The 18,044-nt window shown below is 71.1% G+C and carries 19 protein-coding genes; 12 read left to right on the plus strand and 7 right to left on the minus strand.

Going from position 1 to position 18,044, the window contains the following annotated elements; translation table 11 throughout:
- Nucleotides 1-4 precede the first annotated feature (4 nt).
- The 3 genes from NF681_13005 (at nt 5) to gloA (ending at nt 2,932) form a co-directional block, all read left to right on the plus strand.
- Nucleotides 5-1,702, plus strand: a complete 1,698-nt coding sequence (locus tag NF681_13005) for an iron ABC transporter permease (GenBank protein ID UST53238.1) — start codon at nt 5-7, stop codon at nt 1,700-1,702.
- Complete coding sequence (locus NF681_13010; GenBank protein UST53239.1) at nt 1,699-2,400, plus strand: ABC transporter ATP-binding protein; 702 nt, start codon at nt 1,699-1,701, stop codon at nt 2,398-2,400. The genes NF681_13005 and NF681_13010 overlap by 4 nt, the downstream gene beginning before the upstream one ends.
- A 121-nt stretch (nt 2,401-2,521) precedes the next feature.
- The gene (gene gloA, locus NF681_13015) at nt 2,522-2,932 is read left to right on the plus strand and encodes a lactoylglutathione lyase (protein ID UST53240.1); all 411 of its coding nucleotides are present in this window, start codon (nt 2,522-2,524) and stop codon (nt 2,930-2,932) included.
- 40 nt (nt 2,933-2,972) lie between these two features.
- Here the strand turns inward: gloA and NF681_13020 are convergent, their stop codons facing one another.
- The 5 genes from NF681_13020 to NF681_13040 form a co-directional block, all read right to left on the minus strand.
- Nucleotides 2,973-3,509, minus strand: a complete 537-nt coding sequence (locus NF681_13020) for a DUF924 domain-containing protein (protein ID UST53241.1) — start codon at nt 3,507-3,509, stop codon at nt 2,973-2,975.
- Nucleotides 3,510-3,583: 74 nt separating this feature from the next.
- A complete protein-coding gene (locus tag NF681_13025; GenBank protein ID UST53242.1) occupies nt 3,584-4,342 on the minus strand; it encodes a haloacid dehalogenase type II in 759 nt (252 codons plus the stop codon).
- 13 nt (nt 4,343-4,355) lie between these two features.
- Nucleotides 4,356-4,991 carry a bifunctional 4-hydroxy-2-oxoglutarate aldolase/2-dehydro-3-deoxy-phosphogluconate aldolase gene (eda, locus tag NF681_13030; protein UST53243.1) on the minus strand — a complete coding sequence of 212 codons (636 nt, stop codon included), beginning with the start codon at nt 4,989-4,991 and terminating at the stop codon, nt 4,356-4,358.
- A gap of 44 nt (nt 4,992-5,035) precedes the next feature.
- A complete protein-coding gene (gene edd / locus NF681_13035; protein ID UST53244.1) occupies nt 5,036-6,874 on the minus strand; it encodes a phosphogluconate dehydratase in 1,839 nt (612 codons plus the stop codon).
- A 289-nt stretch (nt 6,875-7,163) separates the two neighbouring features.
- The gene (locus NF681_13040; GenBank protein UST53245.1) at nt 7,164-7,712 is read right to left on the minus strand and encodes an OmpA family protein; all 549 of its coding nucleotides are present in this window, start codon (nt 7,710-7,712) and stop codon (nt 7,164-7,166) included.
- A 48-nt stretch (nt 7,713-7,760) separates the two neighbouring features.
- On the opposite strand from NF681_13040, the gene NF681_13045 reads away from it, so the two are divergent.
- Nucleotides 7,761-8,480, plus strand: a complete 720-nt coding sequence (locus tag NF681_13045; GenBank protein ID UST53246.1) for a gamma-glutamylcyclotransferase — start codon at nt 7,761-7,763, stop codon at nt 8,478-8,480.
- On the opposite strand, the gene NF681_13050 is transcribed toward NF681_13045, so the two are convergent.
- Nucleotides 8,449-9,156, minus strand: a complete 708-nt coding sequence (locus NF681_13050; protein ID UST53247.1) for an NTP transferase domain-containing protein — start codon at nt 9,154-9,156, stop codon at nt 8,449-8,451. The genes NF681_13045 and NF681_13050 overlap by 32 nt on opposite strands.
- A gap of 56 nt (nt 9,157-9,212) precedes the next feature.
- Here NF681_13050 and pdxH point away from each other — a divergent pair, with 56 nt between their 5' ends.
- The 7 genes from pdxH to dnaJ all read left to right on the plus strand — a co-directional run bounded on the left by pdxH (nt 9,213) and on the right by dnaJ (nt 15,785).
- On the plus strand, nt 9,213-9,914 hold the full coding sequence (pdxH, locus tag NF681_13055; protein ID UST53248.1) for a pyridoxamine 5'-phosphate oxidase: 702 nt from the start codon (nt 9,213-9,215) through the stop codon (nt 9,912-9,914).
- Nucleotides 9,915-10,000: 86 nt separating this feature from the next.
- Nucleotides 10,001-10,858 carry an archaetidylserine decarboxylase gene (gene asd / locus NF681_13060; protein ID UST53249.1) on the plus strand — a complete coding sequence of 286 codons (858 nt, stop codon included), beginning with the start codon at nt 10,001-10,003 and terminating at the stop codon, nt 10,856-10,858.
- Entirely contained in the window at nt 10,855-11,232 is a 378-nt protein-coding gene (locus NF681_13065) for a winged helix-turn-helix transcriptional regulator (GenBank protein ID UST53250.1), read from the plus strand. The genes asd and NF681_13065 overlap by 4 nt, the downstream gene beginning before the upstream one ends.
- 96 nt (nt 11,233-11,328) lie before the next feature.
- Complete coding sequence (locus tag NF681_13070) at nt 11,329-11,679, plus strand: FKBP-type peptidyl-prolyl cis-trans isomerase (protein UST53251.1); 351 nt, start codon at nt 11,329-11,331, stop codon at nt 11,677-11,679.
- Nucleotides 11,680-11,887: 208 nt separating this feature from the next.
- Entirely contained in the window at nt 11,888-12,481 is a 594-nt protein-coding gene (gene grpE / locus NF681_13075; GenBank protein ID UST53252.1) for a nucleotide exchange factor GrpE, read from the plus strand.
- A 110-nt stretch (nt 12,482-12,591) separates the two neighbouring features.
- Entirely contained in the window at nt 12,592-14,547 is a 1,956-nt protein-coding gene (dnaK, locus tag NF681_13080) for a molecular chaperone DnaK (GenBank protein ID UST53253.1), read from the plus strand.
- Nucleotides 14,548-14,645: 98 nt separating this feature from the next.
- Nucleotides 14,646-15,785, plus strand: coding sequence for a molecular chaperone DnaJ (gene dnaJ / locus NF681_13085; protein ID UST53254.1), 1,140 nt, complete (start codon nt 14,646-14,648; stop codon nt 15,783-15,785).
- 25 nt (nt 15,786-15,810) lie between these two features.
- Here dnaJ and NF681_13090 read toward each other — a convergent pair whose 3' ends face one another.
- A complete protein-coding gene (locus NF681_13090) occupies nt 15,811-16,839 on the minus strand; it encodes a tripartite tricarboxylate transporter substrate binding protein (protein ID UST53255.1) in 1,029 nt (342 codons plus the stop codon).
- A gap of 167 nt (nt 16,840-17,006) precedes the next feature.
- Here NF681_13090 and NF681_13095 point away from each other — a divergent pair, with 167 nt between their 5' ends.
- Nucleotides 17,007-17,822 carry a DeoR/GlpR family DNA-binding transcription regulator gene (locus tag NF681_13095; GenBank protein UST53256.1) on the plus strand — a complete coding sequence of 272 codons (816 nt, stop codon included), beginning with the start codon at nt 17,007-17,009 and terminating at the stop codon, nt 17,820-17,822.
- Nucleotides 17,823-18,044: the final 222 nt, after the last annotated feature.

An 18,044-nucleotide genomic window follows, 5' to 3' on the forward strand; every position in this document is an offset into this window, starting at 1 on the left:
CGGGATGTCCGCGGCCGGCCGTCCATGGCGGGCGGCCACGTTGCTGATCGCGCTGGGCGTGCTCGCGCCGGTGGCGACGCTCGCCGTGCTGGCGCTGCGCGCGGACGCCTCGCACTGGTCGCACCTCCTCGCCCACGTGCTGCCCGACGCGGCGTGGAACACGGCCGTGCTGCTCGCAGGCGTGGGCGCGGTGGTGCTGGCGGTCGGCGTGGGTTGCGCCTGGCTCGTGAGCGCCTGCGACTTCCCCGGCCGGCACGTGCTGCACTGGGCGCTGCTGCTGCCGCTGGCGATGCCGACCTACATCGTCGCCTTCGCCTACCTCGATCTGCTCCATCCCATCGGCCCGGTGCAGGGCGCGTTGCGCTGGCTGCTGGGCCACGACAGTCCGCGCGACTTCCGCCTGCCCGACCTGCGCTCGATGGGCGGCGCGATCCTCGTGCTGGGCAGCGTGCTCTACCCGTATGTCTACCTGACCGCGCGCGCCATGTTCATGACGCAGCCGGCGCACCTGATGGAGGCCGCGCGCACCCTGGGCGCGAGCCGCTGGGGCGCCTTCGGGCGGGTCGCGCTGCCGCTCGCGCGCCCGGCCATCGCCGTCGGCCTGAGCCTGGCGCTGCTGGAGACGCTCAACGACATCGGCGCCTCCGAATTCCTGGGCGTCAACACCCTGACGGTGGCGGTCTACACGACCTGGATCACCCGCTCGGACCTGGCCGGCGCGGCGCAGATCGCCTGCGCGATGCTGGTCATGGTGACGGCGCTGGTGCTGCTGGAGCGCCACGGGCGGCGCCACCAGCGCTTCGGCTCGGCGCAGCGCATGCGGGCCATCCAGCCCCGGCGCCTGCGGGGCGCGGCCGGCTGGGCGGCCACGGCGGCGGCGGCGCTGCCGGTGCTCGTCGGCTTCGCCGCGCCGGCGGCCTATCTGGTGTGGGAGACCGTGAAGCGCCTGCGCCAGGGCAGCGGCGTCTCGCCGGGACTGGTGGCCAGCCTGGGCAACACGATCGCCCTGGCGCTGGGCGTCACGACGGTGGCGGTGGCGGCCGGGCTGGTGGTGGCGTGGACCGCGCGCCGCACCGGCTCCGCGCCCGCCCGGGCGCGCTGGCAGGCGCGCGCGGCGACGCTCGGCTATGCGCTACCGGGCACGGTGCTGGCCATCGGCCTGCTCACGCCCGCGCTCGCCTTCGATGCCGCGCTGGCCGGGTGGCTGGGCCTGCCCGGCCTGCCGCTGATGGGCGCGGGCGTGGTGCTGGTCGCGGCATGCACGATCCGCTTCCTGGCGATGCCCGTGGGCGGCATCGAATCGGGACTGGCGCGCATCCCGCCCGCGCTGGAACAGGCCGCGCGCCTGCTGGGCGAGGGCCCCGGCGGCACGCTGCGCCGCGTCCACCTGCCGCTGCTGCGGCCGGCCCTGGCGACGAGCGCGCTGCTGGTGTTCGTCGACGCCATGAAGGAGCTGCCCGCCACGCTGCTGCTGCGCCCGGCCAACTTCGACACCCTGGCCACCTGGCTCTATGCCGAGGCCGCGCGCGGCACCTACGAGGAAGGCGCCATCGCCGCGCTGGCCATCGTGGCGGCCGGGCTGGCGCCGGTGCTGCTGCTCGCGCGCGCGCAGTTCACGACGACCGCACCGCCGGGCACGCCCATCGAAGCCGCCACGCCGGCCGACCCGTCCTCCCTGTATCCCTTGCCTCTGCATCCATGACGCCGACGCCATCGGGCACCGCCCTGCACCTGGAAGCCGTGCGCATCGCCTACGACGGCGCGCGCGGACCGCACGCCGTCGTCGACGGCTTCTCGCTCGCGCTGGATGCCGGGCGCATCGCCTGCCTGCTCGGGCCCTCGGGCTGCGGCAAGACGACCGTGCTGCGCGCCATCGCCGGCTTCGAGCCGGTGCGCGCCGGGCGCATCGCCCTGGGCGGGCAGACGCTGTCCTCGCCTTCGGTGCACCTGCCGCCGGAGCGCCGTCGCGTCGGCATGATGTTCCAGGAGTACGCCCTGTTCCCGCACCTGAGCGCGGCGCAGAACGTCGCCTTCGGGCTGCGCCGGTCGCCGCGCGCGGCGCAGGCGGCGCGCACGGCCGAACTGCTGGCGCTGGTCGGTCTGCCCGATGCGGGCGGGCGGCATCCGCACGAGCTCTCCGGCGGCCAGCAGCAGCGCATCGCGCTGGCCCGCGCGCTGGCGCCCTCGCCGGCGCTGCTGCTGCTCGACGAGCCGTTCTCCAACCTCGATGGCGACACCCGCGAGCGCCTGACCGCCGAGGTGCGCGCCATCCTGCGCGCGGCCGGCCAGACCGCGCTGCTGGTCACCCACAACCAGACCGAGGCCCACGCGATGGCCGACCACATCGGCGTGATGCACGGCGGGCGGCTGGCGCGTTGGGACGCGGTGGCGCGCGCCTGAGCGAGGACCGGCCGCGGCGTGGCGTGGGGTCTCCCGCCGGGGGTGGCGCGACGTGGCGGAGGCTGCGCCGACAATGCCCGGCCCACCATTTCCACGCCCCGGTCCACGGGCTTCTGCCGTAATGAGACTCCTCCACACCATGCTGCGCGTCGGCGACCTCCAGCGCTCGATCGACTTCTACACCCAGGTGCTGGGCATGAAGGTGCTGCGCACCTCCGAGAACCCCGAATACAAGTACAGCCTCGCCTTCGTCGGCTTCGAGGGCAATCCGGCCCAGGCCGAGATCGAGCTGACCTACAACTGGGGCACCGACGCCTACGAACTGGGCACCGCCTACGGCCACATCGCCCTGGGCATGCCCGACATCTACGCCGCCTGCGAGAAGATCCGCGCGGCCGGCGGCAACGTCTCGCGCGAGCCCGGCCCGGTCAAGGGCGGCACCACCGTCATCGCCTTCGTGACGGACCCGGACGGCTACAAGATCGAGCTGATCCAGCGCGACGAGGGCGCGGGCGGCGGCGGGTTGCGCTGAGACCCCGCGCGAACCGGGTCCCGGCAGCGTCGACGGACGCCTAGAAGCTCGATCCGGGCGTTTTCAGGAACGCCAGTTCCTCGTCGCTCGAGACCCGCCCCAGGATCGCGTTGCGGTGCGGATAGCGTCCGAAGCGCTCGATGATCGCCTTGTGGCGGCGCTCGAAATCCAGGTTGTTCTGGATGCCGAGCGCGGTGAACAGGCGTTCGGCTTCCTCGTGCACGCGCCGCGATTCGCTGTGCATGAAGGGCATGTAGAGGAAGACGCGGCGCTCGGGTGGCAGCGCCAGATCGTGGCCGGCCGCGACGGCCTCCTGCGCCAGGACCAGGGCCATCGGGTCGGCCGCGAACGCGTCCGGCGCGCCGCGATGGATGTTGCGCGAGAACTGGTCGAGCACGATCACCTCGGCCAGCCGGCCGGCCGCGTCGCCGCGCCAGCCGGAGAGTTCGCCCTGCAAGGCCGCCGCGTGCAGTGCGCCGAAGCGTTGCGCGATCGCGGCGTCGAAGGCGGGGTCGACCTTCCACCATTGGGCGGGCGTGGTCTCGTCGAACCAGAAGCGGAGAATGTCGTCGGGCATGTCGAGGGTCCGGGGAGTCGAAAACCGACGATTGGACACCGGATCGACCACGGCGCCGCGCGGGCGCCCGCCGCTCAGCAGCCCAGCAGGTCCGCCAGCCCCCCGATGTCGCGGGCATGGAGGTCGTTGCCGGCCTCGGGCGAGACGTCCTTGACCTGTCGCGCGCCGAATTCCAGCGGACGCTCGATGTAGGCCGTGCGCAACCCGCAGGCACGCGCGGCGGCCAGGTCGTCGTGGTGCGCGGCGGCCAGCATCACCCGCCCGGGCGCGACGTCGAACACCGACGCCACGCCCCGGTAGGTGCGCGCGTCGGGCTTGTAGGCCTGGAAGACCTCCGCCGACAGCACGCAGTCCCAGGGCAGCCCGGCGCGCTTGGCCATGGCCGCGAGCAGCGCGATGTTGCCGTTGGACAGCGGACAGATCGTGTAGCGCCGCTTCAGGCGCGCGAGTCCGGCGACCGCGTCCGGCCAGGCCGGCAGGCGGTGCCAGGCGCGGTTGAGGTCGCGCCGCGCGGCGTCGTCGAGTCGTCCGGCGACGCCGAAGTCGCGCAGCACGCCGTCGAGGATGCGCAGGTGCAGGTCGTCGAGCCGCACGAAGCCGCTCTCGCCCGCCTCGATGGCCGCCATGACGCCGCGCATGGCCGGCTGGTAGCCGGCACGCCAGGCCAGCGCGAAGGCGTCGCCGTCGATGCCGGGCAAGGCGCGGGACGCCTCGGCGGCGATGCCGCCGTGCCAGTCGACCACCGTGCCGAAGACGTCGAAGGCGATGACGTCGATGCCGGCCGGGTCGAAGCCGGACCGGAGAGCGGTGGTGGTCGAGGCGGCGGCGTCCATGGCGTGCCGGCGGTCAGCGCGCGAGCTTCGACGCGTCGCGCGCCAGCTGCTCGATGCGGCCCCAGTCGCCGGAGCGGATGGCGTCGGTCGGCACGATCCACGAGCCCCCCACGCACGCCACGTTCGACAGCGCCAGGAACTCCGGCGCGTTGCCCAGGTGGATGCCGCCGGTCGGACAGAACGTCACGTCCCCGAACGGCCCCTGCCACGCCTTGAGCATCGCCAGCCCGCCGGCCTGCACCGCCGGGAAGAACTTCAGCTGCTGGTGGCCGTCCTCCTGCGCCATCATGATCTCGCCTCCGGTCGCCACGCCCGGCAGCAGCGGCAGGCCCAGGTCGTGGCACGCCTTGCCCACCGAGCGGGTGTAGCCCGGGCTCACGCCGAATCGCGCCCCGGCCAGCGCCGAGGCCTGCGCGTCGGCGGCCGTGCGGATCGTGCCCGCCCCCACCACCGCCTCGGGCACCTCCCGGGCGATCGCCTCGATGCACTGCAGCGCCTGCGCCGTGCGCAGCGTCACCTCCAGCATGCGGATGCCGCCGGCCACCAGCGCGCGCGCCAGCGGCACGGCCTGCGCCACGTCGTCGAGCACGATCACCGGGATCACCGGCGCGTCGCGCATCACCTCGAGGGCGGTCAAAGAATTCGTCATGTCATGGCTCCGTCGTTGTTGGGTCGTGGGTGCGGGGGATGGGACTACAGCCACGTGCAGGCGCCTTCTTCGGCGGTCAGGGCGTTGCGACGCATGCCCGCGAAAAGTTCGCGGCCCAGGCCGTGGCCGTCGGCGAAGCGCTGTTCGTCGGTCATGGTGGCGTGCTCGCGGGCGGCCCACTCGTCCTCGGGGATCAGCACGGCCAGTGTGCCCGCCACCGAATCCAGCCGGATCAGGTCGCCGTCGCGCACCTTGGCCAGCGGACCGCCGGCGGCGGCCTCGGGCGAGACGTGGATCGCCGCGGGCACCTTGCCCGAGGCGCCGCTCATGCGCCCGTCGGTCACCAGCGCCACGCGGAAGCCCTTGCCCTGGAGCACCGACAGCGGCGGCGTGAGCTTGTGCAGTTCGGGCATGCCGTTGGCGCGCGGGCCCTGCCAGCGCACCACGCAGACGACGTCGCGATCGAGTTCACCGGCCGCGAAGGCCTTCTGCAGGCCGGCCTGGGAATCGAAGACGCGCGCCGGTGCCTCCACCACGTGCCGGTCGTCGGGCACCGAGGACACCTTGATCACGCTGCGTCCCAGGTTGCCCTTGAGCAGCTTGAGCCCGCCGCTGGCGCTGAACGGCGCCGACACCGGCCGCGCCACGGTCTCGTCCTTCGACGGCGCGGCGCTGCGCCAGCTCAGCGACGGGTCGCCGCCCCCGGCGAGCACCGGCACGTTCGCGAACTCGGCGATGCCCCCGGCGCGCACGGTCAGCACGTCGGCGTGCATCAGGCCGGCGCCGACCAGTTCGCCGATGACGAAGCCCGGTCCGCCCGCCTCCTGGAAGGCGTTGACGTCGGCGCTGCCGTTGGGATAGACCCGCGTGAGCAGCGGCACCACGTCGGAGAGGTCGGAGAAGTCGTTCCAGTCGATCCGGATGCCGGCGGCGCGGGCCACGGCGACCCAGTGGATCAGGTGATTGGTCGAGCCGCCGGTGGCCAGCAGCGCGACCATGGCGTTGACGATGCAGCGCTCGTCGACCACCTCGCCGATCGGCGGGCAGCGGAAGGACGCGTCGGCACCCGATGCCCGGCCAAGCACCGTGCGCACGGCCTCGCGCGTGAGCGCCTCGCGCATCGAATCGCCGGGCTGGATGAAGGCGGTGCCGGGCACGTGCAGGCCCATGGCCTCCAGCAGCATCTGGTTGCTGTTGGCGGTGCCGTAGAAGGTGCAGGTGCCGGGCGCGTGGTAGGCGGCCATCTCGGCCTCCATCAGGCCGTCGCGGCCGACCAGGCCCTGCGCGGCCTGCTCGCGCACCTTGGCCTTGGCGCTGTTGGACAGGCCCGAGGGCATCGGCCCGGCCGGCACGAACACGGTGGGCAGGTGGCCGAAGTGCAGCGCGCCGATCAGCAGGCCCGGCACGATCTTGTCGCACACGCCCAGCATCAGCGCGGCGTCGAACATGTCGTGGGTCAGCGCCACCGCAGTGCCCATGGCGATGGTGTCGCGGCTGAACAGGCTGAGCTCCATGCCGGGCGTGCCCTGCGTCACGCCGTCGCACATCGCCGGCACGCCGCCGGCGACCTGCGCGGTGGCGCCCAGACGGCGCGCCTCGTGCTTGAGGATGTCGGGATACCCCTGGTAGGGCGCGTGGGCCGAGAGCATGTCGTTGTAGGCCGTGACGATGCCGATGTTGGGCGCCCGTTCGGCGACGATGCGCAGCTTGTCGCTGGCCGGCACCCCGGCCACGGCGTGCGCCACGTTGGCGCAGCCCATGCGGTCGGAGCCGCGATCACGCCGGGCCATCTCGGCGATCTGGTGCAGGTAGCGCTCGCGCTCGGGACGGCTGCGCTCGCGGATGCGGTCGGTGACGCGGCTGACGATGGGATGGGTGGTCATGGGGAGGTCTTTGTGCTCTCTGGAGGAAGAGTGCCGCCGGGCGGTCCCGGCTTCGAGGGAACACTATCGTATCAAGCACATGCCGGAAAAACCCGTCCTTTCACGCGCCCGGGCGGCGGGCCGGCGCAATCGAACGCGGCCGGCGCAACGCGGTACGCGGGGGACGCGGCGGCGTATCGACGCGCCTGGCGCCGAGGCACCTTCCGGGCCCGGCCGGAACGGCATCCCGGCCGTGGCCCGGACGAAAAAAAGCCCGGTCGTCGCCGGGCTCGATCGGGGCGCGCGCCGGTCAGTCGACCAGCTTGACCTCGACGCGGCGGGCCTCGGCGTTGTTGCCCGAACCGGTGCCCATGACCGGCTTCTGCAGGTCCACGCGATCGGCCGGCACGCCCAGGCCGATCAGCACGTCGCGCACGGTCTGGGCGCGCAGCTTGGCGAGTTCCTCGTTCACCGCCGCGTCGCCGGTGGCATCGTGGAAGCCCGACACCATGGCGCGGCGACCGGTGCCGATGCCCTGGATCACGGCGGCCAGCGCCTCGGCCGCGCCGGGAGCGAGGTCGGCGCTGCCGGTGGCGAAGTAGAAGTTCACGATGCCGTTGGCCACGCTGATGCTGGCGCCTTCGGGGATGACGACGGTGACCGTCTCGGTGACGACGCTGACCGTCGGCGTGCCGGGCACGATCACGACCGCCGCGGCTTCCGGTTCGGCCGGACGCGTGGCCAGGCCGTAGCGGTAGACGGCGAAACCGACGACCGTGAAGACCACCAGCGCGATCAGTGCGAAAAGGAAGCCGAGGGCGAAACGCTGCTGACTGTCGTCGTCGTGGGGGGATGACATCCGGTGATCTCCGTAGGAAAGTGAATTGGGCACGTGAATAATGGGCGGGTGAGCCATGATCGCGAAATTGTAGGCGGCGCCGCGCACCGGTCCGCCGCGGCCGCCGCGCCGACGCCCCTCGACCCCCAGCCGTCGCTCGAACGCGTCATCGCCGAATGGGGCGGTCGCGACGACCTCTGGCTGTTCGGCTACGGCTCGCTCATCTGGCGCCAGGAGTTCGACGCCGCCGAGCACCGGCCGGCGCTGGTGCACGGCTGGCACCGGGCCCTCAAGCTCTGGAGCCGCGCGCATCGCGGCACGGTGCACAACCCGGGCCTGGTCTTCGGACTGCTTTCGGGCGGAAGCTGCCGGGGCGTGGTGTTCCGCGTGCCGGCCGCCGCCGGACTAGAGGCGCTCGGACGGCTCTGGCTGCGCGAGATGGCCGACTCGATCTACGACCCGCGCTGGCTCGACTGCCGCACCGCCGGCGGCACGGTGCGCGCGCTCGCCTTCACGCTTTCGCGACGCAGCCCGCATTTCGCCGGCCAGCTCGACGACGACCACTACCGCCATGTCTTTCGCAGCGCCAGCGGGAATTTCGGCACCTCGCTCGACTACGCGCGCCTGACCCTGCAGGAACTGCAGCGCCACGCGATCCACGACCGCGCACTGGCGCGGCTGGTGCGACTGGCCGAGCGGGTGGAGCAGGAGCGTGCGCCGACGCCGGAGCCGACGCCGGACGCGGCCGAGGTCGCGCTCAGTCTTCCGCCGGTCCCGCCACGCGACTGAGGAACAGGGCCTCGGCCGCGGCCAGGTCGGCCAGGGTGTCGATGTCGGTGACGATGCCGGCGTCGTCCACCGCCAGTTCGGCCACGCGCCCGGCGTCGCGCAGGCGCCGCAGCACCGGGGCGGCGCCGAACTCGCCGGTCAGGCGCAGCAGGTCGTCGCGGCAGGCGGCGGAGAAGGCGACCGGGTGCCCGCGCCGGCCCGCGTGAACCGGCTGCACGGCATGACCGGCGACCCCGTCCGGCGACGCCGCGTCCATCCCGGGTGCCCGGGCCGCCCCGGACGTCGGAATGACGGGCGTCGCCGGCCGCTCGCCCAAGGCCCGCGCCACGCGCCGCAGCGTGCGCGGCCGCACCAGCGGCAGGTCCGCCGGCAGCACCAGCCAGCCGGCGGCGCCCGCCGTCGCCCGCACCGCCGCCGCGATCGAGTCGCCCATGCCCGGATGGCCGGCGTCCTCGACGTGCCACGGCAACCCGCTCGCGCGCACGGCGTCCAGGGTGCGCTCGCGCACCGGCCGGCCGCCGATCGGCGCGTCGAGCTTGTGCAGGGTTCCGCCCGAGGCCCGGAAGCGCTCGCCGCGCCCGGAGGCGAGCACGATCACCGTGGGTCGGTCGGCGCTCGGAGCGGCCGGGACGTCGGGGACGGGCGCGAGGCCGCGGAGGGATTCGGGAGGCTGCATCGGCGTCAGTATCCGGTGCGCGTGCGCGACGCCCGTGCAGCACGGACAATTCGGCCATGACCGATCCCCAGCACCCCGGCGCCGCCCCCGCCCCTTCCTCCACCGAACTCGCCGCGCTGCGCAAGAGCTACGAACGCGCCGAACTCGACGAGACCCGTAGCGAAGCCGACCCGCTGCGACAGTTCGAGCGCTGGCTGGGCGAGGCCATCGACGCGCGCGTGCCCGAGCCCAACGCCATGACGCTGGCCACCGTCGGCGCAGACCTGCGGCCGTCCACGCGCATCGTGCTGATCAAGGGCCTGGATGCGCGCGGCCTGGTCTGGTACACCAACTACGACAGCCGCAAGGGGCGCGAACTCGCGGGCAATCCGTTCGCGGCCCTGCAGTTCCACTGGGTGGAGCTCGAACGCGTCGTGCGCATCGAGGGCGTGGTCGAGAAGACCGATGCCGCCGAGAGCGACGCCTATTTCGCGAGCCGGCCGCTCGACTCGCGCCTGGGTGCCTGGGCGAGCCCGCAGAGCGAGGTGATCGAGGGCCGCGAGGTCCTGGTGGCGAACGCCGAGCGGGCCGCCGCGCGTTTCTCGCAATCGCCGCCACGCCCGCCTCACTGGGGCGGCTACCGGCTGGTGCCCGAACGCTGGGAGTTCTGGCAGGGCCGCAGGAGCCGTCTGCACGACCGGCTGCGCTACCGCCGCGAGGACCAGGGCGCGCCTGGCGCGGACGCGCCGGGCTGGCTGCGCGAGCGGCTGGCGCCTTGACCGACGCGCGCACGCTCGAAATCCCCCGCCGCGCGGCGGGCCGAATTCCTAGAATGCACCGTTCCCCGCTTCCCGAGACCCACGCCGTGTCCGAACGACTCCCAGTGCTGCCCCAGTACGTCCTGCCCAAGCAGGCCCTCACCTCCTTCGCCGGCTGGGTCGCGGGCAAGGAACGCGGCGCCGTGACGACCTGGATCGTCCGGCGCTTCGTCGCCAAGTACGGCGTGAACATGAGCGAGGCGCTCAACAGCGACATCGCGGGCTATGCCAGCTTCAACGACTTCTTCACGCGCGCGCTCAAGCCCGGCGCGCGGCCGATCGCCCCGACGGCGCTGGTCTCCCCGGTCGACGGCGCGATCAGCCAGTTCGGCACCATCGACGGCGACCAGATCTTCCAGGCCAAGGGCCACCGCTACGGCACCACCGCGCTGGTCGGCGGCGACGCCACGCTGGCGGCGCGGTTCGAGCACGGCAGCTTCGCCACGATCTACCTGAGCCCACGCGACTACCACCGCATCCACATGCCCTGCGACGGCCGGCTGGTGCGCATGATCTACGTGCCGGGCGACCTGTTCTCGGTCAATCCGACGACCGCGCGCGGCGTGCCGGGGCTGTTCGCGCGCAACGAACGCACGGTGTGCGTGTTCGAGACGGCGCGCGGGCCCTTCGTGCTGGTGCTGGTGGGCGCGACCATCGTCGGCAGCATGGCGACGGTCTGGCACGGCGTGGTCAATCCGCCACGCGGGGGCGGCATCCGCGAGTGGCACTACGACGACCAGGACATCCGCCTGAAGAAAGGCGACGAGATGGGGCGCTTCCTGCTGGGCTCGACGGTGGTGCTGCTGTTCCCGGCACCGCCCCTGCGCTTTAACGCGGACTGGGCACCGGCCCGCGCGGTGCGCCTGGGCGAGCCCATGGCCGAGTACGCCAGCGCGGCCGAATGAGCGCCAAGGAGAACGTCGCCGTCAGCCAGCTGCTGGCACTGCTGGAAGCGCGCTATGCGCTGCGCGTGCTGTGGGCGCTGCGCGACGGTCACGCACAGACCTTCCGGCTGCTGCAGGACAGCGTCGGCGGCATCACGCCCAACACGCTCAACACCCGCATCAAGGAATTGCGCGAGGCCGGCGTGGTGAGTCATGGCGGCGACGGCTACAGCCTGACGCTGAGCGGGCAGGACCTGCTGCGACGCCTGTCGGACCTGCAGGCCTTCGCGGTCAAGTGGCAACTCGGCCAGCAGCGCAAGTCGGGCACCCCCGCGCCGGCGGTCGCACCCGCGACCACGCCCTGTGCCATGGCCGACCTGCCGCTCGTGCGCTGACGCACGGACCGGCATCGGCCTACCGCGAGGGCTGGAAACGCGTCGTTAAACTCCGCCGCTTCCATCCATCGACCCTCCCGAAAACAAGGAACGTTCATGCCCACCTCCCCCTCCGGTCTGCAATACGAGGACACCGTCGTCGGCGACGGCGCCGAAGCCAAAGCCGGCCAGCACGTGCACGTGCACTACACCGGCTGGCTCTACAAGGACGGCGTGCAGGGCGCCAAGTTCGATTCGAGCCGCGACCGCAACGACCCGTTCGCCTTCTCGCTGGGCGCCGGCCAGGTCATCAAGGGCTGGGACGAAGGCGTCGCCGGCATGAAGATCGGCGGCCAGCGCACGCTGATCATCCCGGCCGCCCTGGGCTACGGCGCGCGCGGCGCCGGCGGTGTGATCCCGCCGAACGCGACGCTGAAGTTCGACGTCGAGCTGCTCGACGCGCACTGAGCACGGCGCGCATCGCGCGGGGCACGCCGACGGCGCGCCCGACACCCGGGGCCGCATCGCGGCCCTTTTTCATGGGCGCGGCCGCGCCACGCCGCCCGGTCGCGCCGAGCTTCATGCACCGTTCGATTTCTTCTTGAAAAGTTCCGCGGGCATCCCCAAGTGGCCCGGAGTCGCTATTTCCAAGGTCCGGTTCACGCCGCCATCGAACATGTCAGCACCCTTCCATCCCGAATCCCCCGCCACGAATCCGAACGATCCGAACGCCCTGCAGGGCGCCGTCAGCCCCGAGGAACTCGAAGCCGCGCAGGCCGCCAACGCGGCGGACGCGCAGTCCGAACTGGCCAACGCGCAGGCCGAACTCACCGCGCTCAAGGCGAAGAACGCCGAGCTGGCCGACCAGTACCTGCGCGCCCAGGCCGACGTGCAGAACGCGCGCCGCCGCGCCGACGACGAGATCACCAAGGCGCGCAAGTTCGCGGTCGAGGCCTTCGCCGAGAGCCTGCTGCCGGTGACCGACAGCCTGGAGGCCGGCCTGGCCATCCAGGACGCCACGCCCCAGCAGATCCGCGAGGGCGCCGCCGCCACGCTGCAGCAGCTCAAGAGCGCACTGGAGCGCAACAAGGTCATCGAGATCGCGCCGGCCGCCGGCACCAAGTTCGACCCGCACCAGCACCAGGCCATCTCGGTCGTGCCCGCGCCCGGCCAGGAGGCCAACACCGTCGTGGCCGTGCTGCAGAAGGGCTACACGATCGCCGAACGCGTGCTGCGCCCGGCGCTGGTCACCGTCAGCGCGCCGTCCTGACCCACAAGCGGTCACCGCTTGGAAAATCGGCCGGTTCATGCACTTGAATCGCGCCATGTGATCCGCAGATTCTCGACAACTCAATTTTCCGCATCAGGAGCAAGAACATCATGGGCAAGATCATCGGCATCGACCTGGGCACGACCAACTCGTGCGTCTCGATCATGGAGGGCAACACGACCCGCGTGATCGAGAACTCCGAAGGCGCGCGCACCACGCCGTCCATCGTGGCGTATCAGGAAGACGGTGAAGTGCTGGTCGGCGCCTCGGCCAAGCGCCAGGCCGTCACCAACCCCAAGAACACGATCTACGCCGTCAAGCGCCTGATCGGCCGCAAGTTCGAGGAGAAGGAAGTCCAGAAGGACATCGACCTGATGCCCTACACCATCACCAAGGCCGACAACGGCGACGCGTGGGTGGAGAGCCGCGGCAAGAAGCTCGCGCCCCAGCAGGTCAGCGCCGAGATCCTGCGCAAGATGAAGAAGACCGCCGAGGACTACCTGGGCGAGCCGGTGACCGAGGCCGTGATCACGGTGCCGGCCTATTTCAACGACAGCCAGCGCCAGGCCACCAAGGACGCCGGCCGCATCGCCGGCCTGGACGTCAAGCGCATCATCAACGAGCCCACCGCGGCCGCGCTGGCCTTCGGCCTGGACAAGCAGGAGAAGGGCGACCGCAAGATCGCCGTCTACGACCTGGGCGGCGGCACGTTCGACGTCTCGATCATCGAGATCGCCGACGTCGACGGCGAGAAGCAGTTCGAGGTGCTGTCGACCAACGGCGACACGTTCCTGGGCGGCGAGGACTTCGACCAGCGCATCATCGACCACATCATTTCCGAGTTCAAGAAGGACCAGGGCGTCGACCTCGGCAAGGACGTGCTCGCGCTGCAGCGTCTGAAGGAAGCCGCCGAGAAGGCCAAGATCGAGCTGTCCAACGGCGCGCAGACCGACATCAACTTGCCCTACATCACGGCCGATGCGTCGGGTCCGAAGCACCTGAACATCAAGCTCAGCCGCGCCAAGCTCGAGAGCCTGGTCGACGAGCTGATCGAGCGCACCATCGCGCCGTGCCGCACCGCCATCAAGGACGCCGGCGTGTCCGTGTCGGACATCAACGACGTGATCCTGGTCGGTGGCATGACCCGCATGCCCAAGGTGCAGGAGAAGGTCAAGGAGTTCTTCGGCAAGGAGCCGCGCAAGGACGTGAACCCCGACGAGGCCGTGGCCGTCGGCGCCGCCATCCAGGGCCAGGTGCTCTCGGGCGACCGCAAGGACGTGCTGCTGCTGGACGTGACCCCGCTGTCGCTCGGTATCGAGACGATGGGCGGCGTGATGACCAAGATGATCACGAAGAACACGACCATCCCGACGAAGTTCGCGCAGACCTTCTCGACCGCCGAGGACAACCAGCCGGCCGTGACCATCAAGGTGTTCCAGGGCGAACGCGAGATCGCCTCGGGCAACAAGGCGCTGGGCGAGTTCAACCTCGAGGGCATCCCGCCGGCCGCGCGCGGCACGCCGCAGATCGAGGTGAGCTTCGACATCGACGCGAACGGCATCCTGCACGTGGGCGCCAAGGACAAGGGCACCGGCAAGGAGAACAAGATCACCATCAAGGCGAACTCGGGCCTGTCCGAGGACGAGATCCAGAAGATGGTGAAGGACGCCGAGCTCAACGCCGCCGACGACAAGAAGAAGCTCGAACTCGTGCAGGCGCGCAACCAGGGCGAGGCCATGGTCCACAGCGTGAAGAAGTCGCTGGGCGAGCACGGCGCGAGCCTGGACGCGGGCGAGAAGGAGAAGATCGAGGCCGCCATCAAGGACGTCGAGGAAGCCCTCAAGACCGAGGACACGGCGGCCATCGGCGAGAAGACCAACACGCTGATGAGCGCGAGCCAGAGGCTCGGCGAGAAGATGTACGCCGAGTCGCAGGCCGCGGCCGGCGGGGCGGCCGAGGGCGCGGGTGCGGGCGGTGCCGGCAACGGCGGCACGCAGTCCTCGTCGAGCGCGGCGGCCGACGACAACGTGGTCGACGCCGAAGTCAAGGAAGTCAAGAAGGGCTGATCGCCCTTCCCTGACCCGAGGCTGGATCACCCAGGTGGGTGATCCAGCCTTTTCCGTTTCCAGTCCCTGCTCCGCTCCGCTTCCGAAGATCACCGACCATGGCCACCAAACGCGACTATTACGAAACCCTCGGCGTTCCCAAGAACGCGAGCGACGAAGAAATCAAGAAGGCTTATCGCAAGCAGGCGATGAAGCACCATCCGGACCGCAATCACGGCGACACCAGCAAGGACGCCGAGGCCAAGTTCAAGGAAGCCAAGGAAGCCTACGAGATGCTGTCGGACGCGCAGAAGCGCGCGGCCTACGACCAGTACGGCCACGCCGGCGTCGACCCGAACATGCGTGGCGGCCCCGGGGCGGAAGGTTTCGGTGGCTTCGCGGAAGCCTTCGGCGACATCTTCGGCGACGTCTTCGGCGGTGCACGCGGCGGCCGCCAGAGCAGCGGGCGGCAGGTCTTCCGTGGCGGCGACCTGAGCTACGCGATGGAAGTCACCCTGGAGGAAGCGGCCGACGGCAAGGACGCGCAGATCCGCATCCCGAGCTGGGACGAGTGCGGCACCTGCCACGGCTCCGGCGCCAAGGCCGGCACCAAGCCCATCACCTGCACCACCTGCCACGGCCAGGGCGCGGTGCAGATGCGCCAGGGCTTCTTCAGCGTGCAGCAGACGTGTCCGCAGTGCCATGGCACCGGCAAGATCATTCCCGAGCCGTGCCCCACCTGCCACGGCCAGGGCAAGATCAAGAACAACAAGACGCTGGAGGTGAAGATCCCCGCGGGCATCGACGACGGCATGCGCATCCGCAGCACCGGCAACGGCGAGCCCGGCACCAACGGCGGCCCGCCGGGCGACCTGTACATCGAGGTGCGCCTGAAGAAGCACGAGACCTTCGAGCGCGACGGCGACGACCTGCACTGCGTCGTGCCGGTGAGCATGACCACCGCAGCGCTCGGCGGCGAGATCGACGTGCCCACGCTCAAGGGCGACGCGGCCATCGACATCCCCGAAGGCACGCAGAGCGGCAAGCAGTTCCGCCTGCGCGGCAAGGGCATCAAGGGCGTGCGTTCGAGCTATCCGGGCGACCTGTACTGCCACGTGCGCGTGGAGACGCCGGTGAAGCTCACCGAGCACCAGCGCAAGCTCGTGAAGGAACTCGACGAGTCCCTCAAGAAGGGCGGCGACAAGCACAGCCCCGCCGACAAGGGCTGGATCGACAAGGCCAAGGACTTCTTCAGCTGACCGGCGCACGCACCGGCCGGACCGCTCAATCGGCGCGGATGTCCGCGCTCTTGATGACCTTGCCGTATTTCGCGTGCTCGTCCCGGGTGAAGGCCGCGAGTTCCTGCGGCGTGCCGTAGGCCGGCGTCACGGCCAGCCCCTTGAGCTTGTCGACCACGTCGGGCGACTTCATGAGCCGGCCGAGTTCGGTGCTCAGGCGCTCGACCACCGGCGGCGGCGTGCCGGCGGGCGCGTAGAGCGCGTACCACGCGTTGACCGCGAAATTCGGATAGCCGGCCTCGGCGAACGTCGGCACGTTGGGCAGCTCGGGCAGGCGCGCGGGCGCGGCCACCGCGATGGGCCGCAGCTTGCCGCCACGGATCAGGGGCATCGCGCTGGTGGTGGTGTCGAAGATGACCGACAGGCGGCCACCCATCAGGTCCATCGTGTGCGCGTTGCCGCCCTTGTAGGGCACGTGCGTCATCTTCGCCCCCGCGGTCTGCGAGAACAGCTCGCCCGCCAGATGGAGCGGCGAGCCGTTGCCGGCCGAGCCGTACATCACCTCCCCCGGTTTCTGCTTGGCCGCCGCGACGAGCTGGCCGAGCGTGGTGTAGGCCGACTCCGTGTTGACCATGGCGATGGTCGGGGCCAGTCCGATCAGCCCGATCGGCGCGAAATCCTTCAGCGCGTCGTAGGTGACGCCGGGCAGCAGCTGCGGGCTGACGGCATGGCTGGCCAGCGAACCGAGCAGCAGCGTGTAGCCGTTGGGCGCCGCCTTGGCGACCAGTCCCGCGCCGATGGTGGTGCCCGCGCCGGGCCGGTTGTCGACCACCACGCTCTGGTTCAAGGCCTCGCCCAGCTTCTGCGCCATCAGCCGGCCGATGGCGTCGTTGGCGCCGCCGGCCGGATAAGGCACCACCAGCGTGACCGGGCGGTTGGGATAATCACCGGACTGGGCGCGGGCGCCCGTGGCGGCGCACAGGCCCAGCGACAGCGCCGCGCCCGCCATCAGGCAGACGCGACGGCGGGCCGGATGCGGCATGGAAAGCGGGAACGGGGAATGGATCTGGGACATGGAACGGGTCTCCTTTGTTCTGCGTCGCGGCACGGTCGCTACCACCTTGCACGACGTTTCAAATTCTTCCACACTCGATCAGGTTCGGGCAACACACATTCCTTCCGTCTCGGTCTCCATTGGTGGAAACACCTACCACCATCCACCAGAATCTATCGGTATCGATCATGAGCGTTTCCATCGCGCTGTCGGGCGTGAGCATGCTGCCGGTGCAGCGTCGCGAGCGGATCGTGGCCTTCCTGCAGCGGCACGGGGCCGTCACGCTGCAGCAGCTCGCGCAGGCGCTGGACGCCTCGCTGTCGACCCTGAGGCGCGACCTCGACGGTCTCGAAGCCGAGGGCGTGCTCGACCGCACGCACGGCGGTGCCGTCCTGCGACAGCAGCACTACAGCACCTTCGAGCCCGATCCACAGGCCGCCGCCGAGCTGTCGCCGCGCGAGAAACGCGCCATCGGCGTCGCCGCCGCGGCCGCGCTGCAACCGGGCCAGAGCGTGATCTTCGACAGCGGCAGCACCGTGCTGCAGGCCGCGCGTGCCGCCGTGGAGCGGCGCATCCCGCTGGTGGCGGTGACCAACGACCTCGCCATCGGCCAGGTGCTCGGCGCCAGTCCGGTCGTCAAGGTGCACGTGCTGGGCGGCCACCTGCGTGCCGGCAGCCACACGCTCACCGGCGACGGCCTGATCGAGGGCGCCCGGGCCCTGCAGGTCGACGTGCTGCTGCTGGGCACGCACGCGGTGACCGATGGCGTGCTGTCGGAGACCGATGCCGACGTCGCCGCCGTGAAGCGCGCCTTGCTGCAGGCCGCGCGCAGCCGGCGCCTGCTGGCCGATGCATCGAAGTTCCGCCCGCGCGCCTTCATGCGCGTGTGCGCCACCAGCGACCTGCACGAATTGATCACCGATGCCGGACTCGATCCGGCCGAGGCCGAGACGCTGCGCCGCGCCGGTCTGACAGTCAGCCAGGTGCGGGTGGGCGCGACGTGAATCCGCGCCGCGACCGGCGGGCAATGCACTCGAAAGCGGACTAAGGTTCTATTGGCAAAGTCCCGCGTCCGGAACTTTGCCTCGCCCCTGTTGCTCTGAAAGGACATTGCGCCTTCACGGGTGCGATCTTTGCTTTATGCTGAATCTCAGCACAGGCACGCAGCCCTCGCAACGCACCGACACCCAGGGTGTCGACGACCCGGCTGCTGCAGATCGGGGCCA

Source organism: Comamonadaceae bacterium OTU4NAUVB1 (assembly GCA_024372625.1).
Lineage (GTDB): Bacteria > Pseudomonadota > Gammaproteobacteria > Burkholderiales > Burkholderiaceae_C > Variovorax.

Coding starts and splice junctions, on each gene's coding strand:
- NF681_13005 (UST53238.1), top strand. CDS start 5: ATGTCCGCGGCCGGCCGTCCATGGCGGGCGGCCACGTTGCTGATCGCG.
- NF681_13010 (UST53239.1), top strand. CDS start 1,699: ATGACGCCGACGCCATCGGGCACCGCCCTGCACCTGGAAGCCGTGCGC.
- gloA (UST53240.1), top strand. CDS start 2,522: ATGAGACTCCTCCACACCATGCTGCGCGTCGGCGACCTCCAGCGCTCG.
- NF681_13020 (UST53241.1), bottom strand. CDS start 3,509: ATGCCCGACGACATTCTCCGCTTCTGGTTCGACGAGACCACGCCCGCC.
- NF681_13025 (UST53242.1), bottom strand. CDS start 4,342: ATGGACGCCGCCGCCTCGACCACCACCGCTCTCCGGTCCGGCTTCGAC.
- eda (UST53243.1), bottom strand. CDS start 4,991: ATGACGAATTCTTTGACCGCCCTCGAGGTGATGCGCGACGCGCCGGTG.
- edd (UST53244.1), bottom strand. CDS start 6,874: ATGACCACCCATCCCATCGTCAGCCGCGTCACCGACCGCATCCGCGAG.
- NF681_13040 (UST53245.1), bottom strand. CDS start 7,712: ATGTCATCCCCCCACGACGACGACAGTCAGCAGCGTTTCGCCCTCGGC.
- NF681_13050 (UST53247.1), bottom strand. CDS start 9,156: ATGCAGCCTCCCGAATCCCTCCGCGGCCTCGCGCCCGTCCCCGACGTC.
- pdxH (UST53248.1), top strand. CDS start 9,213: ATGACCGATCCCCAGCACCCCGGCGCCGCCCCCGCCCCTTCCTCCACC.
- NF681_13065 (UST53250.1), top strand. CDS start 10,855: ATGAGCGCCAAGGAGAACGTCGCCGTCAGCCAGCTGCTGGCACTGCTG.
- NF681_13070 (UST53251.1), top strand. CDS start 11,329: ATGCCCACCTCCCCCTCCGGTCTGCAATACGAGGACACCGTCGTCGGC.
- grpE (UST53252.1), top strand. CDS start 11,888: ATGTCAGCACCCTTCCATCCCGAATCCCCCGCCACGAATCCGAACGAT.
- dnaK (UST53253.1), top strand. CDS start 12,592: ATGGGCAAGATCATCGGCATCGACCTGGGCACGACCAACTCGTGCGTC.
- dnaJ (UST53254.1), top strand. CDS start 14,646: ATGGCCACCAAACGCGACTATTACGAAACCCTCGGCGTTCCCAAGAAC.
- NF681_13090 (UST53255.1), bottom strand. CDS start 16,839: ATGTCCCAGATCCATTCCCCGTTCCCGCTTTCCATGCCGCATCCGGCC.
- NF681_13095 (UST53256.1), top strand. CDS start 17,007: ATGAGCGTTTCCATCGCGCTGTCGGGCGTGAGCATGCTGCCGGTGCAG.